This is a genomic window from Paenibacillus nitricinens, from assembly GCF_052056485.1.
Classification (GTDB): Bacteria; Bacillota; Bacilli; order Paenibacillales; family Paenibacillaceae; genus Paenibacillus_AQ; species Paenibacillus_AQ nitricinens.
In genome coordinates this window covers 6172233-6192677 of sequence record NZ_CP183948.1, presented here as the reverse complement: position 1 = coordinate 6192677, position 20445 = coordinate 6172233, and the positions used below count along the sequence as shown (strand labels likewise).

13 protein-coding genes, 1 tRNA gene and 3 rRNA genes are annotated in these 20445 nt (G+C 46.8%); all 17 read left to right on the top strand.

What is annotated here, in order from left to right; translation table 11 throughout:
- The first annotated feature begins 68 nt into the window (after positions 1-68).
- The 17 genes from ACN6KS_RS27710 to cysE all read left to right on the top strand — a co-directional run bounded on the left by ACN6KS_RS27710 (position 69) and on the right by cysE (position 20441).
- A 16S ribosomal RNA gene (locus ACN6KS_RS27710) occupies positions 69-1627 on the top strand.
- A 101-nt stretch (positions 1628-1728) separates the two neighbouring features.
- Positions 1729-1804: transfer RNA gene (locus ACN6KS_RS27705), tRNA-Ala, on the top strand.
- 150 nt (positions 1805-1954) lie between these two features.
- A 23S ribosomal RNA gene (locus tag ACN6KS_RS27700) occupies positions 1955-4882 on the top strand.
- A gap of 127 nt (positions 4883-5009) precedes the next feature.
- Positions 5010-5126: ribosomal RNA gene (gene rrf / locus ACN6KS_RS27695) — 5S ribosomal RNA — on the top strand.
- Together the 16S, 23S and 5S rRNA genes with 1 tRNA gene alongside form the textbook arrangement of a ribosomal RNA operon.
- Positions 5127-5546: 420 nt before the next feature.
- Positions 5547-6719 (top strand): GNAT family N-acetyltransferase, encoded by a 1173-nt coding sequence (locus tag ACN6KS_RS27690; RefSeq protein ID WP_094871858.1) that lies wholly within the window; start codon positions 5547-5549, stop codon positions 6717-6719.
- Positions 6720-7105: 386 nt separating this feature from the next.
- Entirely contained in the window at positions 7106-7567 is a 462-nt protein-coding gene (locus ACN6KS_RS27685) for a CtsR family transcriptional regulator (RefSeq protein WP_042131251.1), read from the top strand.
- A gap of 30 nt (positions 7568-7597) precedes the next feature.
- Entirely contained in the window at positions 7598-8122 is a 525-nt protein-coding gene (locus ACN6KS_RS27680; RefSeq protein WP_042192214.1) for a UvrB/UvrC motif-containing protein, read from the top strand.
- A gap of 28 nt (positions 8123-8150) precedes the next feature.
- Complete coding sequence (locus ACN6KS_RS27675) at positions 8151-9215, top strand: protein arginine kinase (RefSeq protein ID WP_042131249.1); 1065 nt, start codon at positions 8151-8153, stop codon at positions 9213-9215.
- Positions 9216-9250: 35 nt separating this feature from the next.
- Positions 9251-11719: an ATP-dependent protease ATP-binding subunit ClpC gene (gene clpC, locus ACN6KS_RS27670; RefSeq protein WP_042131248.1), complete on the top strand. Its 2469-nt coding sequence runs from the start codon at positions 9251-9253 to the stop codon at positions 11717-11719.
- Between the two features lie 193 nt (positions 11720-11912).
- The gene (gene radA / locus ACN6KS_RS27665; RefSeq protein ID WP_060625849.1) at positions 11913-13280 is read left to right on the top strand and encodes a DNA repair protein RadA; all 1368 of its coding nucleotides are present in this window, start codon (positions 11913-11915) and stop codon (positions 13278-13280) included.
- A 14-nt stretch (positions 13281-13294) separates the two neighbouring features.
- Positions 13295-14371: a DNA integrity scanning diadenylate cyclase DisA gene (gene disA, locus ACN6KS_RS27660; protein ID WP_042131246.1), complete on the top strand. Its 1077-nt coding sequence runs from the start codon at positions 13295-13297 to the stop codon at positions 14369-14371.
- A 64-nt stretch (positions 14372-14435) separates the two neighbouring features.
- Positions 14436-15173, top strand: coding sequence for a CDP-diacylglycerol--serine O-phosphatidyltransferase (gene pssA, locus ACN6KS_RS27655; protein ID WP_042192208.1), 738 nt, complete (start codon positions 14436-14438; stop codon positions 15171-15173).
- Positions 15174-15352: 179 nt separating this feature from the next.
- Positions 15353-16441 (top strand): PIN/TRAM domain-containing protein, encoded by a 1089-nt coding sequence (locus ACN6KS_RS27650; protein ID WP_042131244.1) that lies wholly within the window; start codon positions 15353-15355, stop codon positions 16439-16441.
- A gap of 95 nt (positions 16442-16536) precedes the next feature.
- Positions 16537-17235, top strand: a complete 699-nt coding sequence (gene ispD / locus ACN6KS_RS27645; protein ID WP_341135816.1) for a 2-C-methyl-D-erythritol 4-phosphate cytidylyltransferase — start codon at positions 16537-16539, stop codon at positions 17233-17235.
- On the top strand, positions 17232-17720 hold the full coding sequence (gene ispF / locus ACN6KS_RS27640) for a 2-C-methyl-D-erythritol 2,4-cyclodiphosphate synthase (RefSeq protein ID WP_094877209.1): 489 nt from the start codon (positions 17232-17234) through the stop codon (positions 17718-17720). Before ispD ends, ispF begins: the two co-directional genes overlap by 4 nt.
- A 53-nt stretch (positions 17721-17773) precedes the next feature.
- Positions 17774-19237 carry a glutamate--tRNA ligase gene (gene gltX / locus ACN6KS_RS27635; protein ID WP_094877208.1) on the top strand — a complete coding sequence of 488 codons (1464 nt, stop codon included), beginning with the start codon at positions 17774-17776 and terminating at the stop codon, positions 19235-19237.
- A gap of 511 nt (positions 19238-19748) precedes the next feature.
- Positions 19749-20441, top strand: coding sequence for a serine O-acetyltransferase (gene cysE, locus ACN6KS_RS27630; RefSeq protein WP_094871863.1), 693 nt, complete (start codon positions 19749-19751; stop codon positions 20439-20441).
- Positions 20442-20445 lie beyond the last annotated feature (4 nt).

Below are 20445 nucleotides of genomic sequence, written 5' to 3'. Positions count from 1 at the left end.
TTAATTTTTAAAAAGATTCATTTAATGAATCGTCAGTTTCAAAATGAGCATATCGCTCTTTTCAATACTAATTGGAGAGTTTGATCCTGGCTCAGGACGAACGCTGGCGGCGTGCCTAATACATGCAAGTCGAGCGGAGTTATTTTGAAAGCTTGCTTTCAAAATAACTTAGCGGCGGACGGGTGAGTAACACGTAGGCAACCTGCCCCTTAGACTGGGATAACTACCGGAAACGGTAGCTAATACCGGATAATTTCTTTTTTCTCCTGAAGAAAGAATGAAAGACGGAGCAATCTGTCACTGAGGGATGGGCCTGCGGCGCATTAGCTAGTTGGTGGGGTAACGGCCCACCAAGGCGACGATGCGTAGCCGACCTGAGAGGGTGAACGGCCACACTGGGACTGAGACACGGCCCAGACTCCTACGGGAGGCAGCAGTAGGGAATCTTCCGCAATGGACGAAAGTCTGACGGAGCAACGCCGCGTGAGTGATGAAGGTTTTCGGATCGTAAAGCTCTGTTGCCAGGGAAGAACGTCCGGTAGAGTAACTGCTACCCGGAGTGACGGTACCTGAGAAGAAAGCCCCGGCTAACTACGTGCCAGCAGCCGCGGTAATACGTAGGGGGCAAGCGTTGTCCGGAATTATTGGGCGTAAAGCGCGCGCAGGCGGTCATTTAAGTCTGGTGTTTAAACCTTGGGCTCAACCTGAGGTCGCACTGGAAACTGGGTGACTTGAGTACAGAAGAGGAAAGTGGAATTCCACGTGTAGCGGTGAAATGCGTAGATATGTGGAGGAACACCAGTGGCGAAGGCGACTTTCTGGGCTGTAACTGACGCTGAGGCGCGAAAGCGTGGGGAGCAAACAGGATTAGATACCCTGGTAGTCCACGCCGTAAACGATGAGTGCTAGGTGTTAGGGGTTTCGATACCCTTGGTGCCGAAGTTAACACAGTAAGCACTCCGCCTGGGGAGTACGGTCGCAAGACTGAAACTCAAAGGAATTGACGGGGACCCGCACAAGCAGTGGAGTATGTGGTTTAATTCGAAGCAACGCGAAGAACCTTACCAGGTCTTGACATCCCTCTGAATCCACTAGAGATAGTGGCGGCCTTCGGGACAGAGGAGACAGGTGGTGCATGGTTGTCGTCAGCTCGTGTCGTGAGATGTTGGGTTAAGTCCCGCAACGAGCGCAACCCTTAACTTTAGTTGCCAGCAAGTAATGTTGGGCACTCTAGAGTGACTGCCGGTGACAAACCGGAGGAAGGTGGGGATGACGTCAAATCATCATGCCCCTTATGACCTGGGCTACACACGTACTACAATGGCCGGTACAACGGGAAGCGAAACCGCGAGGTGAAGCCAATCCCATCAAAGCCGGTCTCAGTTCGGATTGCAGGCTGCAACTCGCCTGCATGAAGTCGGAATTGCTAGTAATCGCGGATCAGCATGCCGCGGTGAATACGTTCCCGGGTCTTGTACACACCGCCCGTCACACCACGAGAGTTTACAACACCCGAAGTCGGTGGGGTAACCCGCAAGGGAGCCAGCCGCCGAAGGTGGGGTAGATGATTGGGGTGAAGTCGTAACAAGGTAGCCGTATCGGAAGGTGCGGCTGGATCACCTCCTTTCTATGGAGAATCGTCTTCTGCAATGAAGACATTCAAATCGGAAGTTAAACTTCCACAATCATTTAACGCGTATCCATTTGTTCGGTTTTGATGGAATTTGCGGGGCCATAGCTCAGCTGGGAGAGCGCCTGCCTTGCAAGCAGGAGGTCAGCGGTTCGATCCCGCTTGGCTCCACCAACAAACTTCATCTATTTGTTATGTCTAGAATATTTTTACCTTGATCCTTGAAAACTGGATACCGAAACGAATTTGCGTTTTAGAACATCTTTTAGCAACTTGTGTAAACAAGTAAATGTTATTAGTGAGATTTTTCTTAGGGAAAATCAAGGTTAAGCTAATAAGAGCACACGGAGGATGCCTAGGCGCCAGGAGCCGACGAAGGACGTGGCGAACAACGAAACTGCCTCGGGGAGCTGTAAGCAAGCTTTGATCCGGGGGTGTCCGAATGGGGAAACCCAGCTGTGGTAATTCGCAGTTACTCATCTCTGAACACATAGGAGATGTAGAGGCAGACCAGGGGAACTGAAACATCTAAGTACCCTGAGGAAGAGAAAACAATAGTGATTCCGTCAGTAGCGGCGAGCGAACGCGGAACAGCCTAAACCTAAGAGCTTGCTCTTAGGGGTTGTGGGACGTCTCACATGGAGTTACAAAGGAATATGGTAGGTGAAGAGGTCTGGAAAGGCCCGCGATAGAGGTAAAAGCCCTGTAGCCTAAACTGTGTTCTCTCCGAGACGGATCCCGAGTAGTGCGGGGCACGTGAAACCCCGTATGAATCCAGCAGGACCATCTGCTAAGGCTAAATACTACCTGGCGACCGATAGTGAAACAGTACCGTGAGGGAAAGGTGAAAAGCACCCCGGAAGGGGAGTGAAATAGAACCTGAAACCGTGTGCTTACAAAAAGTCAGAGCCCTATTAATGGGTGATGGCGTGCCTTTTGTAGAATGAACCGGCGAGTTACGTTTAACATGCAAGGTTAAGTCGAGAAGACGGAGCCGCAGCGAAAGCGAGTCTGAATAGGGCGAATGAGTATGTGGACGTAGACCCGAAACCGTGTGATCTACCCCTGTCCAGGGTGAAGGTGCGGTAACACGCACTGGAGGCCCGAACCCACGCATGTTGAAAAATGCGGGGATGAGGTGGGGGTAGCGGAGAAATTCCAATCGAACTCGGAGATAGCTGGTTCTCCCCGAAATAGCTTTAGGGCTAGCCTCGGTATTAGAGTAGTGGAGGTAGAGCACTGATTGGGTGCGGGGTCCGCAAGGATTACCAAGCTCAGTCAAACTCCGAATGCCATATACTTATTGCCGGGAGTCAGACAGTGAGTGCTAAGATCCATTGTCAAAAGGGAAACAGCCCAGACCATCAGCTAAGGTCCCCAAGTGTGTGTTAAGTGGGAAAGGATGTGGAGTTGCACAGACAACCAGGATGTTGGCTTAGAAGCAGCCACCATTGAAAGAGTGCGTAATAGCTCACTGGTCGAGTGACTCTGCGCCGAAAATGTAACGGGGCTAAACACACCACCGAAGCTATGGCTAGATACTATGTATCTGGGGTAGGGGAGCGTTGTATGTGGGTTGAAGGTGTACCGTAAGGAGCGCTGGACAGCATACAAGTGAGAATGCCGGTATGAGTAACGAAAAGATCAGTGAGAATCTGATCCGCCGAAAGCCCAAGGTTTCCTGAGGAAGGCTCGTCCGCTCAGGGTAAGTCGGGACCTAAGGCGAGGCCGAAAGGCGTAGTCGAAGGACAACAGTTTGAAATTACTGTACCACCGTAATCCGCTATGAGCGATGGGGTGACGCAGGAGGGTAGTGACGCGGACTGATGGATATGTCCGTCTAAGCAGTGAGGCTGATGTGTAGGCAAATCCGCACATCATTAAGGCTGGGCTGTGATGGGGAGCGAAAATTACAGTAGCGAAGGTCATGATCTCACACTGCCAAGAAAAGCCTCTAGCCAGGAGAAGGTGCCCGTACCGCAAACCGACACAGGTAGGCGAGAAGAGAATTCTAAGGCGCGCGGAAGAACTCTCGTTAAGGAACTCGGCAAAATGACCCCGTAACTTCGGGAGAAGGGGTGCCCCGGTAGTGTGAATAGCACGAGGGGGCCGCAGTGAAAAGGCCCAAGCGACTGTTTAGCAAAAACACAGGTCTGTGCGAAGCCGCAAGGCGAAGTATACGGGCTGACGCCTGCCCGGTGCTGGAAGGTTAAGGGGAGTGGTTAGGAGCAATCCGAAGCTATGAACCGAAGCCCCAGTAAACGGCGGCCGTAACTATAACGGTCCTAAGGTAGCGAAATTCCTTGTCAGGTAAATTCTGACCCGCACGAATGGCGTAACGACTTGGGCGCTGTCTCAACGAGAGATCCGGTGAAATTTTAATACCTGTGAAGATGCAGGTTACCCGCGACAAGACGGAAAGACCCCATGGAGCTTTACTGCAGCTTGATATTGAATTTGGGTACGATCTGTACAGGATAGGTGGGAGCCGTAGAAATCGGAGCGCAAGCTTCGGTGGAGGCGCCGTTGGGATACCACCCTGATCGTATCTAGGTTCTAACCTAGTACCGTAATCCGGTACGGGGACCGTGTCAGGCGGGCAGTTTGACTGGGGCGGTCGCCTCCTAAAGAGTAACGGAGGCGTTCCAAGGTTCCCTCAGAATGGTTGGAAATCATTCGAAGAGTGCAAAGGCATAAGGGAGCTTGACTGCGAGACCTACAAGTCGAGCAGGGACGAAAGTCGGACTTAGTGATCCGGTGGTACCGCATGGAAGGGCCATCGCTCAACGGATAAAAGCTACCCTGGGGATAACAGGCTTATCTCCCCCAAGAGTCCACATCGACGGGGAGGTTTGGCACCTCGATGTCGGCTCATCGCATCCTGGGGCTGAAGTAGGTCCCAAGGGTTGGGCTGTTCGCCCATTAAAGCGGTACGCGAGCTGGGTTCAGAACGTCGTGAGACAGTTCGGTCCCTATCTGTCGTGGGCGCAGGAAATTTGAGAGGAGCTGTCCTTAGTACGAGAGGACCGGGATGGACGTACCGCTGGTGCATCAGTTGTTCCGCCAGGAGCATGGCTGAGTAGCTACGTACGGACGGGATAAGCGCTGAAAGCATCTAAGCGTGAAGCCCCCCTCAAGATGAGATTTCCCAATTAGTAAGACCCCTTGAAGACGACGAGGTAGATAGGTTGGAGGTGGAAGTGCAGTAATGCATGGAGCTGACCAATACTAATCGGTCGAGGGCTTATCCTATACTTAAAACGCAAATTCAATTCGGATTCAGTTTTCAGGCATCAAGCCTGGATTACGCTATGGAATTTATTCGCACTTCTGTGATGAAGCAAATTTCACGCGACAGCGTCTGTTTGACAGACGCATGTTTGGTGGCGATAGCGGAGGGGTTCCACGCGTACCCATCCCGAACACGACCGTTAAGCCCTCCAGCGCCGATGGTACTTGGACCGAAGGGTCCTGGGAGAGTAGGACGTTGCCAAGCACAATTAGACCACTGTTGAGTAATCGACAGTGGCTTTTTTGCGTTTATTGTAGACTGTGGAAAACTTGTGGATAAACTTTTGAATTTGCAGAAAAGTTACGCACATGTGGATAGATGATTGAGAGAAAAATAATCCCTAAATAGTGTGGATTAAATACATATTTATATGGATCTGTCAACAAAAAACCTAAGTAATACACGGGTTGCTGTGGATATAGCGAGAATTATGTGGATAGAGCTATTGATAAGTGGATAACTATTTTAACTTGGATAGGACAAGATTTCAAGACTATTTTTAAACCTGCATAGAGCTGTGGATAACTGAAAATAAAGTTATAAATAATGCAATAGATTAGCGCACAATTGACGCTCTTGTTATACTTATCCTAAAAGTAATTTTATAAAGGATGAGGTGAGTTTGTGGTAATAAGACAGTTACGTTCAGAAGAATTTGATGCGAGCATGAACTTGTCAGAATATGCTTTTCAGTACAAGCTTCCTAGTGAAAAAAGGGCAAGTGCAAAGGAAAGATTCAAGGCTGAACAGGTATGGGGTGCTTTTGAGGATGGAACATTGGAAGCTAAATTGACGATTATTCCTCTCCAAGTCTACATACAGGGCAGAGTGGTACCTATGGGTGGTATAGCAGGAGTAGCTACATGGCCAGAGAACCGCAGACAAGGGCATGTGGCAAATCTTTTGTCTCATGCGCTGCATACGATGAATGAGGCAGGTCAAACGCTCTCTTTTCTACACCCGTTCCTGATTCCGTTTTATCGTAAATTTGGCTGGGAGGTTTATTGTGAATATAAGAAATACTCTATTCCAGTAGCGAAGTTTCCCAAAAAGGTTGAAGTTGAGGGCAAGGTTAAACGGGACATCAAAGATATCGAAGTATTGGATAGCCTATACAATCGATTCGCTGTTAGTTATAACGGGACACTTAAGCGCGATTTGGACTGGTGGGAGAACTCTGTTCTAGAAGATGAAGGAAAGAGTGCAGTATTTTACTCCAAGAGTGGTGAACCAGAGGGATATGTGCTGTATAAGATAGAGAACAGAGAACTGGTCATTGATGAATTTGTTTTTTTGAATGAACAAGCTCGGCAGGGGCTGTGGACATTTCTTGCGAACCATGATTCGATGGTGACCGGTGCATCCTTAAAGCTGGTGCCTTCGGATGACATGTTACCTTTCTTGCTGCCAGATCCACGTATAGAACAAGAGAATTATCCTTATTTTATGGGGCGGATTGTTAATGTCAAGTCATTCATTGAAACATACGCCTTCAGAGGAAACAGTAGTCAAAAGAAGCAGCTTATATATATCGAAGATAAGTATGCACCTTGGAATGATGGATTGTGGGCATGGAACATCTCTAATGAGGGATCGGCTACTTTGACACGAGTGGAAGGGGAACGGGCGGAAGCAGACTTAAACTGTGATATAGGCACATTGACGGCCTTGATGCTTGGATACAAACGACCAACAGAGATGGCTCGTTATGGAAGTGTCTCTGGCCACGCAGCAGCAGTGGAATGGTTTGAAGAAATTATTCCACAAGCACAGACAGCTTTATTTGATCATTTTTAAAATATAAGAAAGCATAAGTTCAACGCTATACATTATCGTTATATTTCTCGCATAAACGCTTATCGTCCTAATAAGGACAACGAAGACGTTTATTCTTGACAAAAATTAGGCTCTCCCCTTCGAAAGAAGTTGGGAGAGTTCTTTATTTCCGAATACATTCGCTGAAAAAAGTGAAAAATAAGAGAATCCACTTGGAATTAGCACAGAATATGTTATAATATTAAAAAGTCAAAGAAAGTCAAAGTCAACGAAGCTTAATGACAGCGATCCGATCCTTTGAACGCGTGGGATTATCCACAAATGTTTAAGTTCAATTAAAGACCATTGTCATTATGAATACAAGTTGCAATTGGTATTATAAAGATTCAAGCACTGGAGGATGAGTGATGCGCAATATCTCTGATATTATCGAACAATATCTGAAGAATATTTTGCATGAAAGTCCCGAAGGTACGGTGGAAATCCAGCGAAATGACCTGGCGGACCAGTTCTCATGCGTACCGTCACAGATCAATTATGTCATCAGTACACGCTTTACTCTGGAAAAAGGTTATGTGGTGGAAAGTAAGCGGGGTGGCGGGGGATATATTCGTATTCAACGTTTTGAATTACCACCAAACGTGGCACTGCATGCCCATTTAAACCATACTATAGGTGGCGGGATTGATCAGAACGCTGCTGAAGGGCTGATTTATCAGCTGGAGGAAGCTGGTTTTCTAAGTAAGCGTGAAGCGTGCCTTATGCGCGCTGCTGTTTCTCGGGAATGCCTAACGGTTAAGATTCCATACCGGGATGAGATTCGTGCCAAGATTATGAAGGCGATGTTAATCTCTTTGTTAGGCAAATAATTGTCAACCATAAGGGAGGGGCTTTCGCTTATGCAATGCCAGGAATGTGGCGTCAAGCCGGCAACACTCCACTTCACTAAGATCGTGAATGGAGAGAAGACAGAGTTTCATATCTGCGAGAGCTGTGCACGGGAGAAGGGTGAACTCATTCCCGGAACGGCTGGAGGATTCTCTATCCACAGTCTGCTCTCAGGTCTGCTTGATCTTGAAGGTGCCGGCAAGGAGAAGTCGGCTGCAACGAAGACTACGCAGAGTCTGCAGTGTGAGAATTGTGGGATGACGTACTCCCAGTTTAGCAAATTAGGCCGTTTTGGCTGTAGCTCCTGTTATGAGTATTTTAACAGTGCACTGGACCCGCTTTTTAAGCGAGTGCATGGCAGTACTTCACATGTAGGTAAGATTCCGAAACGTGCAGGAGCTCAGATTGTATTTAGACGCCAAATAGATGAACTCAAGCAGGAATTACAGCAAAGTATTACACAAGAGGAATTCGAGAAAGCAGCGGAGCTGCGAGATCAGATTCGTAAACTTGAAAAAGAAATAGCACAAGAGTAAAGTCTTTGATATATAGGGGGGATATGACATGTCAAGTCTCCGATTTACTGAACAAGCGCTTAGTGATTGGATGCGTTCTGGAGGTAGTCACTCCGAGATTGTAATTAGCAGTCGTATGCGTATTGCCCGTAATCTAGAGCATCTTCCGTTCCCAATGCTGGCTTCCTTAGAGCAATCGGAAGAAGTATTAGAGCTACTGGCTCCTGTGTTTCATGAGGAAGCAGCTGCAGATTTCGGATCTTTTCAACTCCTAAAGCTTGATGAAGTGAATGAACTGGACAAAAAGGTACTGGTTGAGAAGCATCTAATCAGTCCTAACTTGGCTAATGATTCGCGCAGTGCGGCTGTCTTATTAAATGAAGATGAGTCGGTCAGCATCATGATTAACGAAGAGGACCATCTGCGAATTCAATGTCTGTTTCCTGGTCTTCAGGTCAGAGAAGCATGGGAACGTGCGACGGCGATTGATGATATATTCGAGGCAGCTGTCAATTACGCTTTTGATGATAAAAGAGGATATTTGACTAGTTGCCCCACCAATGTGGGTACTGGGCTTCGTGCCTCGGTAATGCTGCATCTGCCAGCGCTTGTAATGACTCATCAGATCAACCGCATATTGTCTGCAGTAAACCAAGTGGGATTGACTGTAAGAGGAATTTACGGTGAGGGTAGCGAAGCAGTAGGGAACATCTTTCAAATTTCTAATCAGATCACTCTCGGTCAAACGGAAAGTGAAATTATAGAGAACCTTCACAGTGTAGTTACCCAGATTATAGAGCATGAGCGAAATGCACGTGAACGGTTGCTTGTTGATTCCGCGTTGAGAATAACAGACCGAGTGAAGCGTTCTTACGGAATCTTATGTTATGCAGCTCTTATGGAGCTTAAAGAATCTGCTCAACGCCTGTCTGATGTGAGACTTGGAGTTGACCTTGGCATTCTGGAAGGCCTTTCGATTTCAGTGCTTAATGAACTTAACGTTAAGACACAGCCAGGATTTCTGCAGAAGATGTTCGGCGATGAGCTGAACGCCACTGAACGAGATATGTATCGGGCAAAACTGCTCCGAGAGACATTGGGAACACAACATTAATATAGATATTTACTATTCATGGAGGTGCAGGAGATATGATGTTTGGAAGATTTACGGAACGCGCACAAAAAGTGCTAGCGCTGGCGCAGGAAGAAGCTGTTCGTTTAGGACACAACAATATTGGTACAGAACATATTTTGCTCGGACTTATTCGTGAAGGAGACGGCATTGCTGCTAAGGCATTAATAGCTTTAGGGCTAGGTCTTGAAAAAATCCAGGACGAAGTGGAGACATTGATTGGCAGAGGTCAAGAACAGCCTACGAACATTGCTTATACTCCTCGCGCTAAAAAAGTGATTGAGCTGTCGATGGACGAAGCCCGCAAATTGGGTCATACGTATGTTGGCACTGAGCATATTTTGCTTGGACTTATCCGTGAAGGGGAAGGTGTCGCGGCTCGTGTGCTTAATAACCTCGGCATCAGCTTGAACAAAGCTCGTCAACAAGTGCTTCAGCTCCTGGGAAGCAGCGAGGCTGCCTCTAGTCATAGCGGGACTCCGGCTAACGTCAGCACACCGACCCTAGATGGTCTTGCGCGCGATTTGACCGCTTATGCTAAGGAAGGCAATCTAGACCCAGTTATCGGCCGTAGTAAGGAAATTGAACGTGTTATTCAGGTACTGAGTCGCCGGACTAAGAATAACCCGGTACTGATCGGTGAACCTGGTGTTGGTAAAACAGCTATCGCTGAAGGACTTGCACAAAAGATTATCAATAATGAAATCCCAGAAACACTTCGCGACAAACGCGTCATGACGCTCGACATGGGCTCAGTAGTGGCTGGAACAAAATATCGCGGTGAGTTTGAAGACCGCCTCAAGAAAATTATGGATGAGATTCGCCAAGCAGGTAATATCGTGCTCTTTATCGATGAGCTTCATACGCTAATCGGTGCTGGTGGCGCGGAAGGAGCCATTGACGCATCTAACATTCTGAAACCGGCGTTAGCCCGTGGAGAACTTCAGTGCATTGGTGCGACTACGCTTGACGAATATCGTAAATATATTGAAAAAGATGCAGCACTCGAGCGACGTTTCCAACCGATCACGGTGGATCAGCCGTCTCCTGAGGAAGCGGTCCAAATTCTTTTCGGACTTCGCGATCGTTATGAAGCGCATCACCGTGTGAAGATTACGGATGAAGCTATTGTGGAAGCAGTGAAGTTGTCCGACCGTTACATCCCGGACCGTTTCTTGCCAGATAAAGCGATTGACCTTATCGATGAAGCAGGATCTAAAGTAAGGCTTCATTCTTACACCATCCCGCCAAATCTGAAGGAACTTGAAATGCGCTTGGATGATATCCGCAAGGAGAAGGATTCCGCAGTGCAGAGTCAAGAGTTTGAAAAAGCGGCGGCCTTGCGTGATACAGAGCAAAAAATCCGTGAAGAACTCGATACGACAAAGAATCAATGGAAAGAAAAACAGGGTCGCACGGATTCAGAGGTTACACCTGAAGACATTGCACAGGTTGTAGCTAGCTGGACGGGTATACCTGTAAGCAAGCTGAAGGAAGAGGAGACCGACCGTCTACTTAACATGGAGGCTTTACTGCATGAACGAGTGATCGGTCAGGACGAAGCTGTTAAGGCAGTTAGCCGGGCACTGCGCCGTGCGCGTGCGGGTCTTAAAGATCCGAAACGCCCAATGGGTTCCTTTATCTTCCTCGGTCCTACAGGTGTAGGTAAAACTGAGTTGGCTCGTGCATTGGCTGAAGCCATGTTCGGCGATGAGAATGCGGTCATCCGTATTGATATGTCGGAATACATGGAGAAGCACTCCACGTCCCGCTTAGTCGGAGCTCCTCCTGGATATGTTGGCTATGAAGAAGGCGGCCAATTAACCGAGAAGGTACGCCGTAAACCTTATTCTGTAGTGCTGCTTGATGAAATTGAAAAAGCGCACCCAGAAGTATTCAACATTTTGCTGCAAGTACTTGAAGATGGTCGATTAACTGACTCTAAAGGACGGGTAGTCGATTTCCGTAATACATTAATTATTCTGACTTCTAACGTGGGCGCACAAGCGATCAAGAAGAATTCGACACTTGGATTCACAGCTGTGCAAGATGCTGGAGCAGAATACGGTAATATGAAGGGCAAGGTTATGGAAGAGCTGAAGAAGAGCTTCCGTCCAGAGTTCTTGAACCGGATTGACGAAATCATCGTCTTCCACTCCCTTGATGAGAAGCATATTGCTGAAATCGTTACGTTGATGTCTGATGAGCTGCGCAAGCGACTGCGTGAATATGATGTTGATTTCGTACTCACGGATGCGGCGAAGGCTTTCCTGGCTAAGGAAGGCTACGACCCAGCCTTTGGTGCACGTCCATTGCGTCGTGCGATTCAGAAGCATATTGAAGACCGTCTTTCCGAGGAATTGCTCCGAGGAAATATCCAAAAGGGTGATTCGCTCAACATTGATGAAGTTGGCGGAGAACTTGTAGTGAATAAAGTGGATGCTCCTGTAGCGCCATTGCTTGAAAAAGAAGTAGAATCCGAATAAAAAAATGGAATAAAAAAAGCTTCCGCTCCTCAGTTTATAGAGGGGCGGAAGCTTTTTTAATATAAATTTATCACTTAAAAATATACATTTAGTACAAATTCCGAATGACCTTTCGTTAAAGGGGCAGAAATGGTAAACTTTCATTAGAAGAAAATATCCGCAATTTAAAAGTTCGGAACCGTAAGGAGAACAAATGGCTAAACCAAAAACTAAATTTTTCTGCACCGACTGTGGATACGAATCACCAAAATGGTTCGGAAAATGTCCCGGGTGCCAAGCTTGGAACTCCATGGTGGAGGAAACAGAAAGCGTAGTCAAAACACAGGGAATGAATGCCCCTATTTTTCATAGTAAAGAAAAGGCACAATCGATCATAAGTATAGAAAGTGACAAGGAACCGCGCATACTGACAGGTATAGGTGAGCTTAACCGTGTTCTCGGTGGGGGGATCGTGCCAGGATCGCTGGTACTAGTAGGGGGAGACCCAGGAATCGGTAAATCTACGCTCTTGTTACAGACGTCGCATGCTCTGACAACTCAGGGATTGCGAGTACTGTACATTTCGGGCGAAGAATCGGTAAGGCAAACTAAGCTGCGTGCGGATCGCCTCGGGGCGTTGTCAGCTGAGCTATATGTACTATGTGAGACGAATATGGAAAGCATAGAAGAAGCGATTGAACAAATTCAGCCGCAATTTCTTGTTATCGATTCGATTCAGACTGTATTTATGCCAGAAGTAACTAGTGCGCCAGGCAGTGTGACCCAGGTTCGGGAATGTACGACAAGATTTATGCGTATCGCTAAGATTCGGGGAATTGCTACAGTTCTCGTTGGGCATGTCACTAAGGAAGGCGCTATTGCAGGCCCACGGATGCTTGAACATATGGTGGATTGTGTGCTGTATTTTGAGGGAGAGCGGCATCATACGTATAGACTCCTGCGGGCTGTAAAGAACCGCTTCGGTTCAACGAATGAAATCGGCATTTTCGAAATGGGTGAAGTGGGTCTAACCGAAGTAGAAAATCCATCAGAGCTCTTTTTGTCGGAGCGTCCACTCGGCGTAGCCGGATCTACAGTTGTGGCCAGTATGGAAGGGACTAGACCAGTGCTTGTTGAGCTTCAGGCTCTTGTCGCTGCCACTCATTTCCCCTCCCCTCGCCGGATGTGCACAGGTATGGATCACCAGCGGATGGCACTCATTATCGCTGTACTGGAGAAGCGGATGGGTATGTTCCTGCAAAATCAGGATGCTTACCTTAATGTAGCTGGAGGAGTAAAGCTGGATGAACCGGCGATTGATTTAGCAGTAGCTATTAGTATCGCTTCCAGCTTTCGTGATATTTCAACAAAACCTTACGATGTTTTCTTCGGTGAAGTAGGACTTACAGGTGAAGTAAGAGGTGTTTCGCGCGCGGAAATGCGTGTGAAGGAGGCCGCGAAGCTAGGCTTCCGGCGGGTGATCATGCCAGAGAAAAGTTTGAAAGGCTGGAAGCACCCGCAAGATATCCAGATTATTGGCGTCAGTACCGTAGCAGATGCACTATCGGTCGCGTTAGATTAGGGGGCACAGGGATTATGAAAGAATATAACCAATTAGAGAATATGAATGATCTGCTCAGACTGGCGGCACCGGGGACACCCTTTCGGGAAGGTCTTGAGAATGTGCTGCGCGCTAAGACGGGAGCACTAATCGTCGTTGGATATAGTCCTGAGGTGATGGAGGTAGTGGATGGGGGATTCTCCATTAACTGCGATTTTTCGCCCAATTATTTATATGAGCTTGCCAAAATGGACGGTGCCATTATTCTTAGTGAGGATTTGAAACGCATTTTGTATGCAAATACACAGCTAATTCCGGATTCGTCCATCTCTTCCATCGAGACAGGCATTCGTCACCGGACCGCCGAGCGCGTAGCGAAGCAAACAGGTAAACTGGTGGTTTCTATTTCACAGCGCCGCAATATCATTACCCTGTATCAAGGTTCCATTCGGTATGCGTTAAAAGAAATCGGAGCTATTTTGGCTAAAGCTAATCAAGCGATTCAGACTCTCGAAAAGTACAAAGCGGTTCTTACACAAGGACTGACGAATTTGTCTGCTTCGGAGTATGAGGGAATCGTAACCGTGGCCGAAGTGGTCGGAGTGATTCAGCGGGTAGAGATGGTTTTGCGCATAAAAATGGAGATTAAACGATATATAAATGAACTAGGCAACGAAGGGCGCTTAATCAGCATGCAGATGGAAGAACTGGTTGGAAATACAGAGGAAGAAGCATGGCTCCTATACAGAGACTATGCTAAGGAAGAGCAAGAAGATAAAATTCGTGAAATTATTGCCGGTCTCAAACGTATTAGTGATGATGACCTAATGGATGACAACCATATTGCTCGATTGTTGGGCTACTCTTCTACGGCAATTTCTTCTGAAGAGGTGGTTACTCCACGTGGATATCGCCTGCTTAATAAGATTCCGCGGCTTCCAAATGTGATCATTCATAATCTGGTGGAGCGGTTTGAAATGCTGCCTAATTTGATGTCTGCAAGCATAGCTGAACTGGATGAAGTGGACGGAATTGGGGAGGTGCGGGCTCGTAATATTCAGGATGGGCTCAAACGTTTACAGAAGCAAGTTCTTATTGACAGGCAAATGTAAATAACATACAATCACGTAATATTGGAGCTGTTTAAGGCCAATGTGAGAAAATTGAGGTGAAGAAATGATACAAAAATCAATTCCGAGTCTTTTTACCATAGGTAACTTGATGCTCGGAATGTTTGGTATCATGATGGCTTTTGACGGTAAAGTTAGCATGGCCGCTATCATGGTTATTATTGCTATGCTGTTAGACGGATTAGATGGCCGAGTTGCTCGTGCACTTAAATGTGAGAGTGAATTTGGTAAGGAACTGGACTCTTTGTCTGATGTCGTTTCTTTTGGAGTAGCACCTGCTGTTATTATGTATGTTTCAAGCCTGCATGATTTAAATTCTGCATTAGCCTGGACAGTAACTGCAATTTTCCCGGTGTTTGGTGCATTGCGCCTAGCTCGCTTTAATGTTCATCCAGGAGTTCCTGGTTATTTCATCGGATTGCCAATTCCTGCTGCTGGTGGTGTACTTGCCACATTAGCTCTTTTTAATAAAGATGTTTCCGCTCCATTTATGATCGTGGCTACATTGCTTTTATCATATTTGATGGTCAGCACTGTTAAATATCCTAATTTTAAGAAGGTTGGATTACCTAAAAAAGTGGTTGTCGGAGCGCCAGTAGTCATTGTTGTTGCGGTGGCTGTTGCTGTTGTGTTCCCTGAACAAATTGCTAAGCTAATCTTCGTCTTACTTGGGATTTACGCATTATATGGTTTTAAACAAAACATTGATCGATTGACAGCCAGACGCCGTCACCGTCGTAGAAGACGTTCTGAAGATAAAGTGTATCACTCGAAGAACGGTTAAAGCAGTCTTGTAGTAAGGTTGAACTAATATAATTATAGCTAGAGGCTTTGTCGTCCTTAGGGGATGGCAAAGCCTTTTTGCAATTCCAGCGCTATCCCAAGTTTATCGTCTTGAAAATTGGAACATACTGGTGAGGTATTGATCATTCAAGGATGAATAAAAAGGAGGTGCGTTAGGTTATGTGGAAAAAAGTGATATTGTCTTTTGCTTTAATATGTGGTGCTTGGTCTGGTTTTTCGCTATACCATGCGCTTGAAAGAGGATTCCCTAAGGGGATGGAAAAGCTGAGTGAAAGTTTACCTGTAGAGGGAAGCATTTTGTTTACGGTGCTGGGTGCCATTATTTTTTTGTTTGCGGGGTCTTTATGCGCGGAATGGGGAGGTTCAAAACTGCGGGAGGCGGTTCTGTACTGTTCGCGTATACCAATGAATGAATTAGCTGCAGGTGCAGCTGGGCTTACAGGGGGGCTTTTGCTATCTCTTCTGTTATATCCTGCAATGATTTGGCTTGGAAAAGCTGGGCAGTTGCTGCAGGTACCCGTTACGTTAGCTTTTGGATATATGGGGCTGCGGATCGGTCTGGAGAAAAAAGAGGAACTAGCTGCACTTTGGACAACTGGACGCTGGGGGCAAGCGGCTGAGCCGGAAGGTCGTGGGCTGGAGGAACATAAAATCCTCGATACAAGCGTTATTATTGATGGTCGGATCGCTGATATTTGCAAAACCGGATTTATTGAAGGAACGATTGTCATACCGGAATTTGTGCTTGAGGAACTCCAGCATATCGCAGATTCTTCGGATCTACTGAAACGGAATCGCGGACGGCGGGGACTTGATATTCTCAATAAAATCCAAAAAGAGCTCGATGTGAAGGTGTTAATCTACGAGGGGGATTTTGAAGAAATTTCTGAGGTGGATAGTAAGCTGGTGAAGTTAGCGAAGGTACTGCGAGGTAAAGTAGTTACTAATGACTTCAACTTGAATAAGGTTTGCGAATTACAGGGAGTCTCAGTCCTGAATATTAATGATCTTGCGAATGCCGTGAAGCCCGTAGTGTTGCCTGGTGAGGAAATCGTAGTTCAGGTCATTAAGGATGGTAAAGAGCATGGACAAGGGGTAGCCTATTTAGACGATGGAACAATGATCGTTGTGGAAGGCGGACGGGAATATATCGGAACCACGATGGAGGTTCTCGTCACGAGTGTGCTTCAAACTTCAGCTGGACGGATGATATTTGCGAAGCCAAAGCTGCTGGAAAAAGCACAATAGGCGTAGATAAAGTGCACGGCAAATGTCCTATGGGTTGGAAATGCCCGCCAAACACGTTATGATGGGAATATACGTGAAAGACAGGAGCCTGAGTAATGTCAAACAGTGTGGGCGTCGTCATTGTGGCGGCAGGCAGAGGAACGCGAATGGGGACTGTAGAGAGCAAGCAATATCTGTTACTACAGGGTAAACCAGTAATCGTTCATACGCTGGAAGTATTTCAGCAGCATGACTTGATTTCCGAAATCGTGCTTGTAACCGGTAAGGAAGATATTGATCGTTGCCGGGAATGGATACAGCTCTATAAGCTGGACAAGGTTAAGGCTATAGTGGCTGGTGGATCTGAGCGTCAGCATTCCGTACATAAAGGATTGTTGAAACTTACGACACAGTGGGTAATGGTACATGATGGTGTTCGTCCGTTTGTGCAGCCGAATGAAATTGAGGCATGTTACGAGCGAGCGAAGCAGATCGGCGCTTCAGTTCTTGCTGTACCCGTCAAAGATACGATCAAACAGGTAGATAACGAAGGTAGAGTACTGTCTACGCCGGATCGGCGAAGTCTGTGGGCGATTCAAACCCCGCAGACTTTTCGTCTTTCTGAATTGCTGGATGCCTATGCGGCCGCGGAGCGGGATGGATTTCTAGGTACTGATGATTCCAGCTTGGCAGAGCGTGCTGGTATTCCGGTTTCTGTGGTAGAGGGAAGCTACAGAAATATTAAGATTACGACGCCAGATGATTTGGATTTTGCAGAATTCACAGAAAGAAACAGGGGAGAGGGACAATCATGATCGCTGTAGGACAAGGATTTGATGTACATCAACTGGTTGAGGGAAGGCCTTGTATTATTGGAGGCGTTACGATTCCTTATGAAAAAGGATTAGTAGGACATTCCGATGCTGATGTTCTGCTGCACGCAGTAAGTGACGCGATTCTAGGCGCACTAGGACTTGGTGATATTGGCAGACATTTTCCGGACACAGATCCAGCGTTTAAGGACGCGGATAGCTTGAAATTATTAGAACAAGTGTGGGCACTTGCTAGAGAGCGAGGGTACAAGCTTGGGAATATCGATTCAACGATTATTGCCCAAAAACCAAAGATGGCGCCGTACATTCCACAAATGACGGAGATTATCGCTCGTGCGCTTCACGCGGACCCGTCCAAGGTGAACGTTAAAGCTACGACTACTGAACAGCTTGGTTTTGCCGGTCGTGGCGAAGGAATTGCCGCACAATCTATTGTCTGTCTACTCCAAGATGTGATATCATCTTGAGATGGTCTAAGTAGCAAATCTAAGTTTTAACCATATGAAGCGGAGGGAATATAATGACGGATCAAGTCCGGGTGCGTTATGCACCGAGCCCTACGGGACATTTACATATAGGTAACGCCAGAACGGCGCTGTTTAACTATCTGTTCGCCCGTAATCAAGGCGGTAAGTTCATCATCAGAATTGAAGATACAGACGTGAAGCGCAATGTCGCAGGCGGCGAAGAGAGCCAGCTTAAGTATTTGAAATGGCTAGGCATGGATTGGGATGAGAGTGTTGATGTTGGCGGAGAGTACGGACCTTACCGCCAGACTGAACGTCTTGACCTATATCGTGTATATTGGCAGGATTTGCTGGATAAAGGTTTGGCTTACCGCTGCTACTGCACAGAGGAAGAACTGGAAGCAGAACGTGAAGAACAGACTGCACGTGGAGAAACCCCTCGATATTCCGGCAAACACCGTGATTTGACGGAAGAACAACGCCTTGCCTTTGAAGCTGAGGGACGAGTAGCTAGCATTCGCTTCCGTGTACCAGAAGATCGTACGTACACGTTCGATGATATCGTAAAAGGTACTATTTCTTTTGATACGAAAGAAATGGGTGATTTTGTTATCGTGAAGAAGGACGGAATTCCGACCTATAACTTTGCGGTAGCTGTTGATGATTATTTGATGGCTATCACCCATGTACTACGTGGGGAAGATCATATTTCCAACACACCACGTCAGCTTATGATCTATGAGGCTCTTGGTTGGAAACCCCCAATATTTGGTCATATGACACTGATTGTGGGTGACAACCATAAGAAGCTTAGCAAGCGGGATCAATCTGTAATTACATTTATTGAGCAATATGATGAATTGGGTTACTTGCCTGAGGCTTTGGTTAACTTCATTTCTCTACTGGGCTGGTCGCCAGAGGGAGAAGAGGAGATCTTCAGTAAAGAAGAACTTATTTCTATTTTTGATGCGGACCGTTTGTCCAAAAGTCCGGCTGTATTCGATAAGCACAAGCTGGCGCATCTAAATAATCACTATATTAAGCATGCTGATCCTAAACGGATCTCGGCATTAGCGATTCCACATCTGCAAAAAGCGGGAAAAATACCGGCTGAGCTGAATGATGAGCAGCAGGCATGGGCAGAAAGCCTTGTAGCACTGTATCAAGAGCAGATGACCTCTGCCTCCGATATCGTAGAGCTATCTGAACTATTCTTCCGCAGCCATCTGGAGTTAGAAACAGAAGCGGCGCAGGTTCTGGCGGAAAGCCAAGTGCCTGAAGTTTTGTCTGCTTTTCTAGCTAAGGTTGAAGCTTGTCAGGATTTCAGCGCTAGTAATATGGCTGTACTGATCAAGGAAGTGCAGAAAGAAACAGGGCACAAAGGCAAAGCGCTCTTTATGCCGATACGTGTGGCTTTAACCGGACAAACGCACGGACGTGATCTTAATATAACGATTGCTTTGCTCGGCCAAAACCGTGTCATCGAACGTTTGAAATCACAAATTAAAGGAGCTTAAGGTAGTATTACTTATCATTAAGCCTCTTGTCAGTCCCTTAGCGTTTACGCTAAGATAGAACCATATGATAATAGCTGTGATCAGGAGAAGTACGTCCATAAAGGCAATTGCCAGAGAGAATAACCGAGAAAGGGATACCCTTTCGGGCTGGGAGTTATTCATTTGTCCGGGGCAGAACATGCGCCTGTGAGCTGCACGGTTGAACGATCCTAAAGGTTCGTTAGATCGCGCCGGGTACATCGCCGTTAATGATGCCAAGTGGAACGAAGGAACTCTGCCGATGGTAACAACAGCAGTCTGTTTGATTCGTTCAAGCAGAGTGGAACCGCGGTTAAACGTCTCTGCAGCTTTATGCTGCAGGGGCTTTTTTTGTTTCGGGGTATCTTTTCTAATATAACAAACCAAGCAAACACCCACAGCATATGTATGATAAGAATGATGGATTGGAGACAATACCTTCCTTGTGTACCTGTAAACAGGAGATGGGGGAGTCAAGAAGAGAGGAACCGTGATGTTTAAGCATATTAAGTCGGACATTCGGGCGGTATTTGATAACGATCCCGCAGCCCGCAGCTGGTTCGAGGTTGTCTTCACATATGCAGGGTTGCACGCCATTTGGGGTCACCGGATTGCCCATTCTTTTTTCAAACGCCGCTGGTATACAATGGCCCGTATGGTCTCACAGTTTAGTAGATTTATGACCGGTGTTGAAATCCATCCCGGAGCTGTCATCGGAAATAGGCTGTTTATCGACCATGGTATGGGGATTGTTATTGGAGAAACCTGTGAAATCGGTGATGATGTTATTATCTATCAAGGGGTTACACTCGGGGGGACAGGGAAAGAAAAAGGTAAGCGCCATCCCACAGTTGGCAACAATGTAGTTATTGGTTCTGGTGCGAAGGTATTAGGATCGTTTCGTATCGGTGACAATTCAAATATAGGTTCGAATGCGGTTGTACTGCGTGAAGTCCCAAATAATAGTACGGTAGTAGGAAATCCGGGCCGTGTAGTAAAACGTAACGGTGAACGTGTATCCGATCGCTTGGATCATACCAAGATGCCAGACCCGCTTGTAGATTCACTTCGCTTTCTGCAAAAAGAGATCGAAGAGATCAGAGAGAAGCTTGGCGGAGAAGATAAGCAAAAGACCGCGCAGCGGCTAGTCGAAACTCAGCAGTACATTGGTGATTACGAAATTTAAGCAT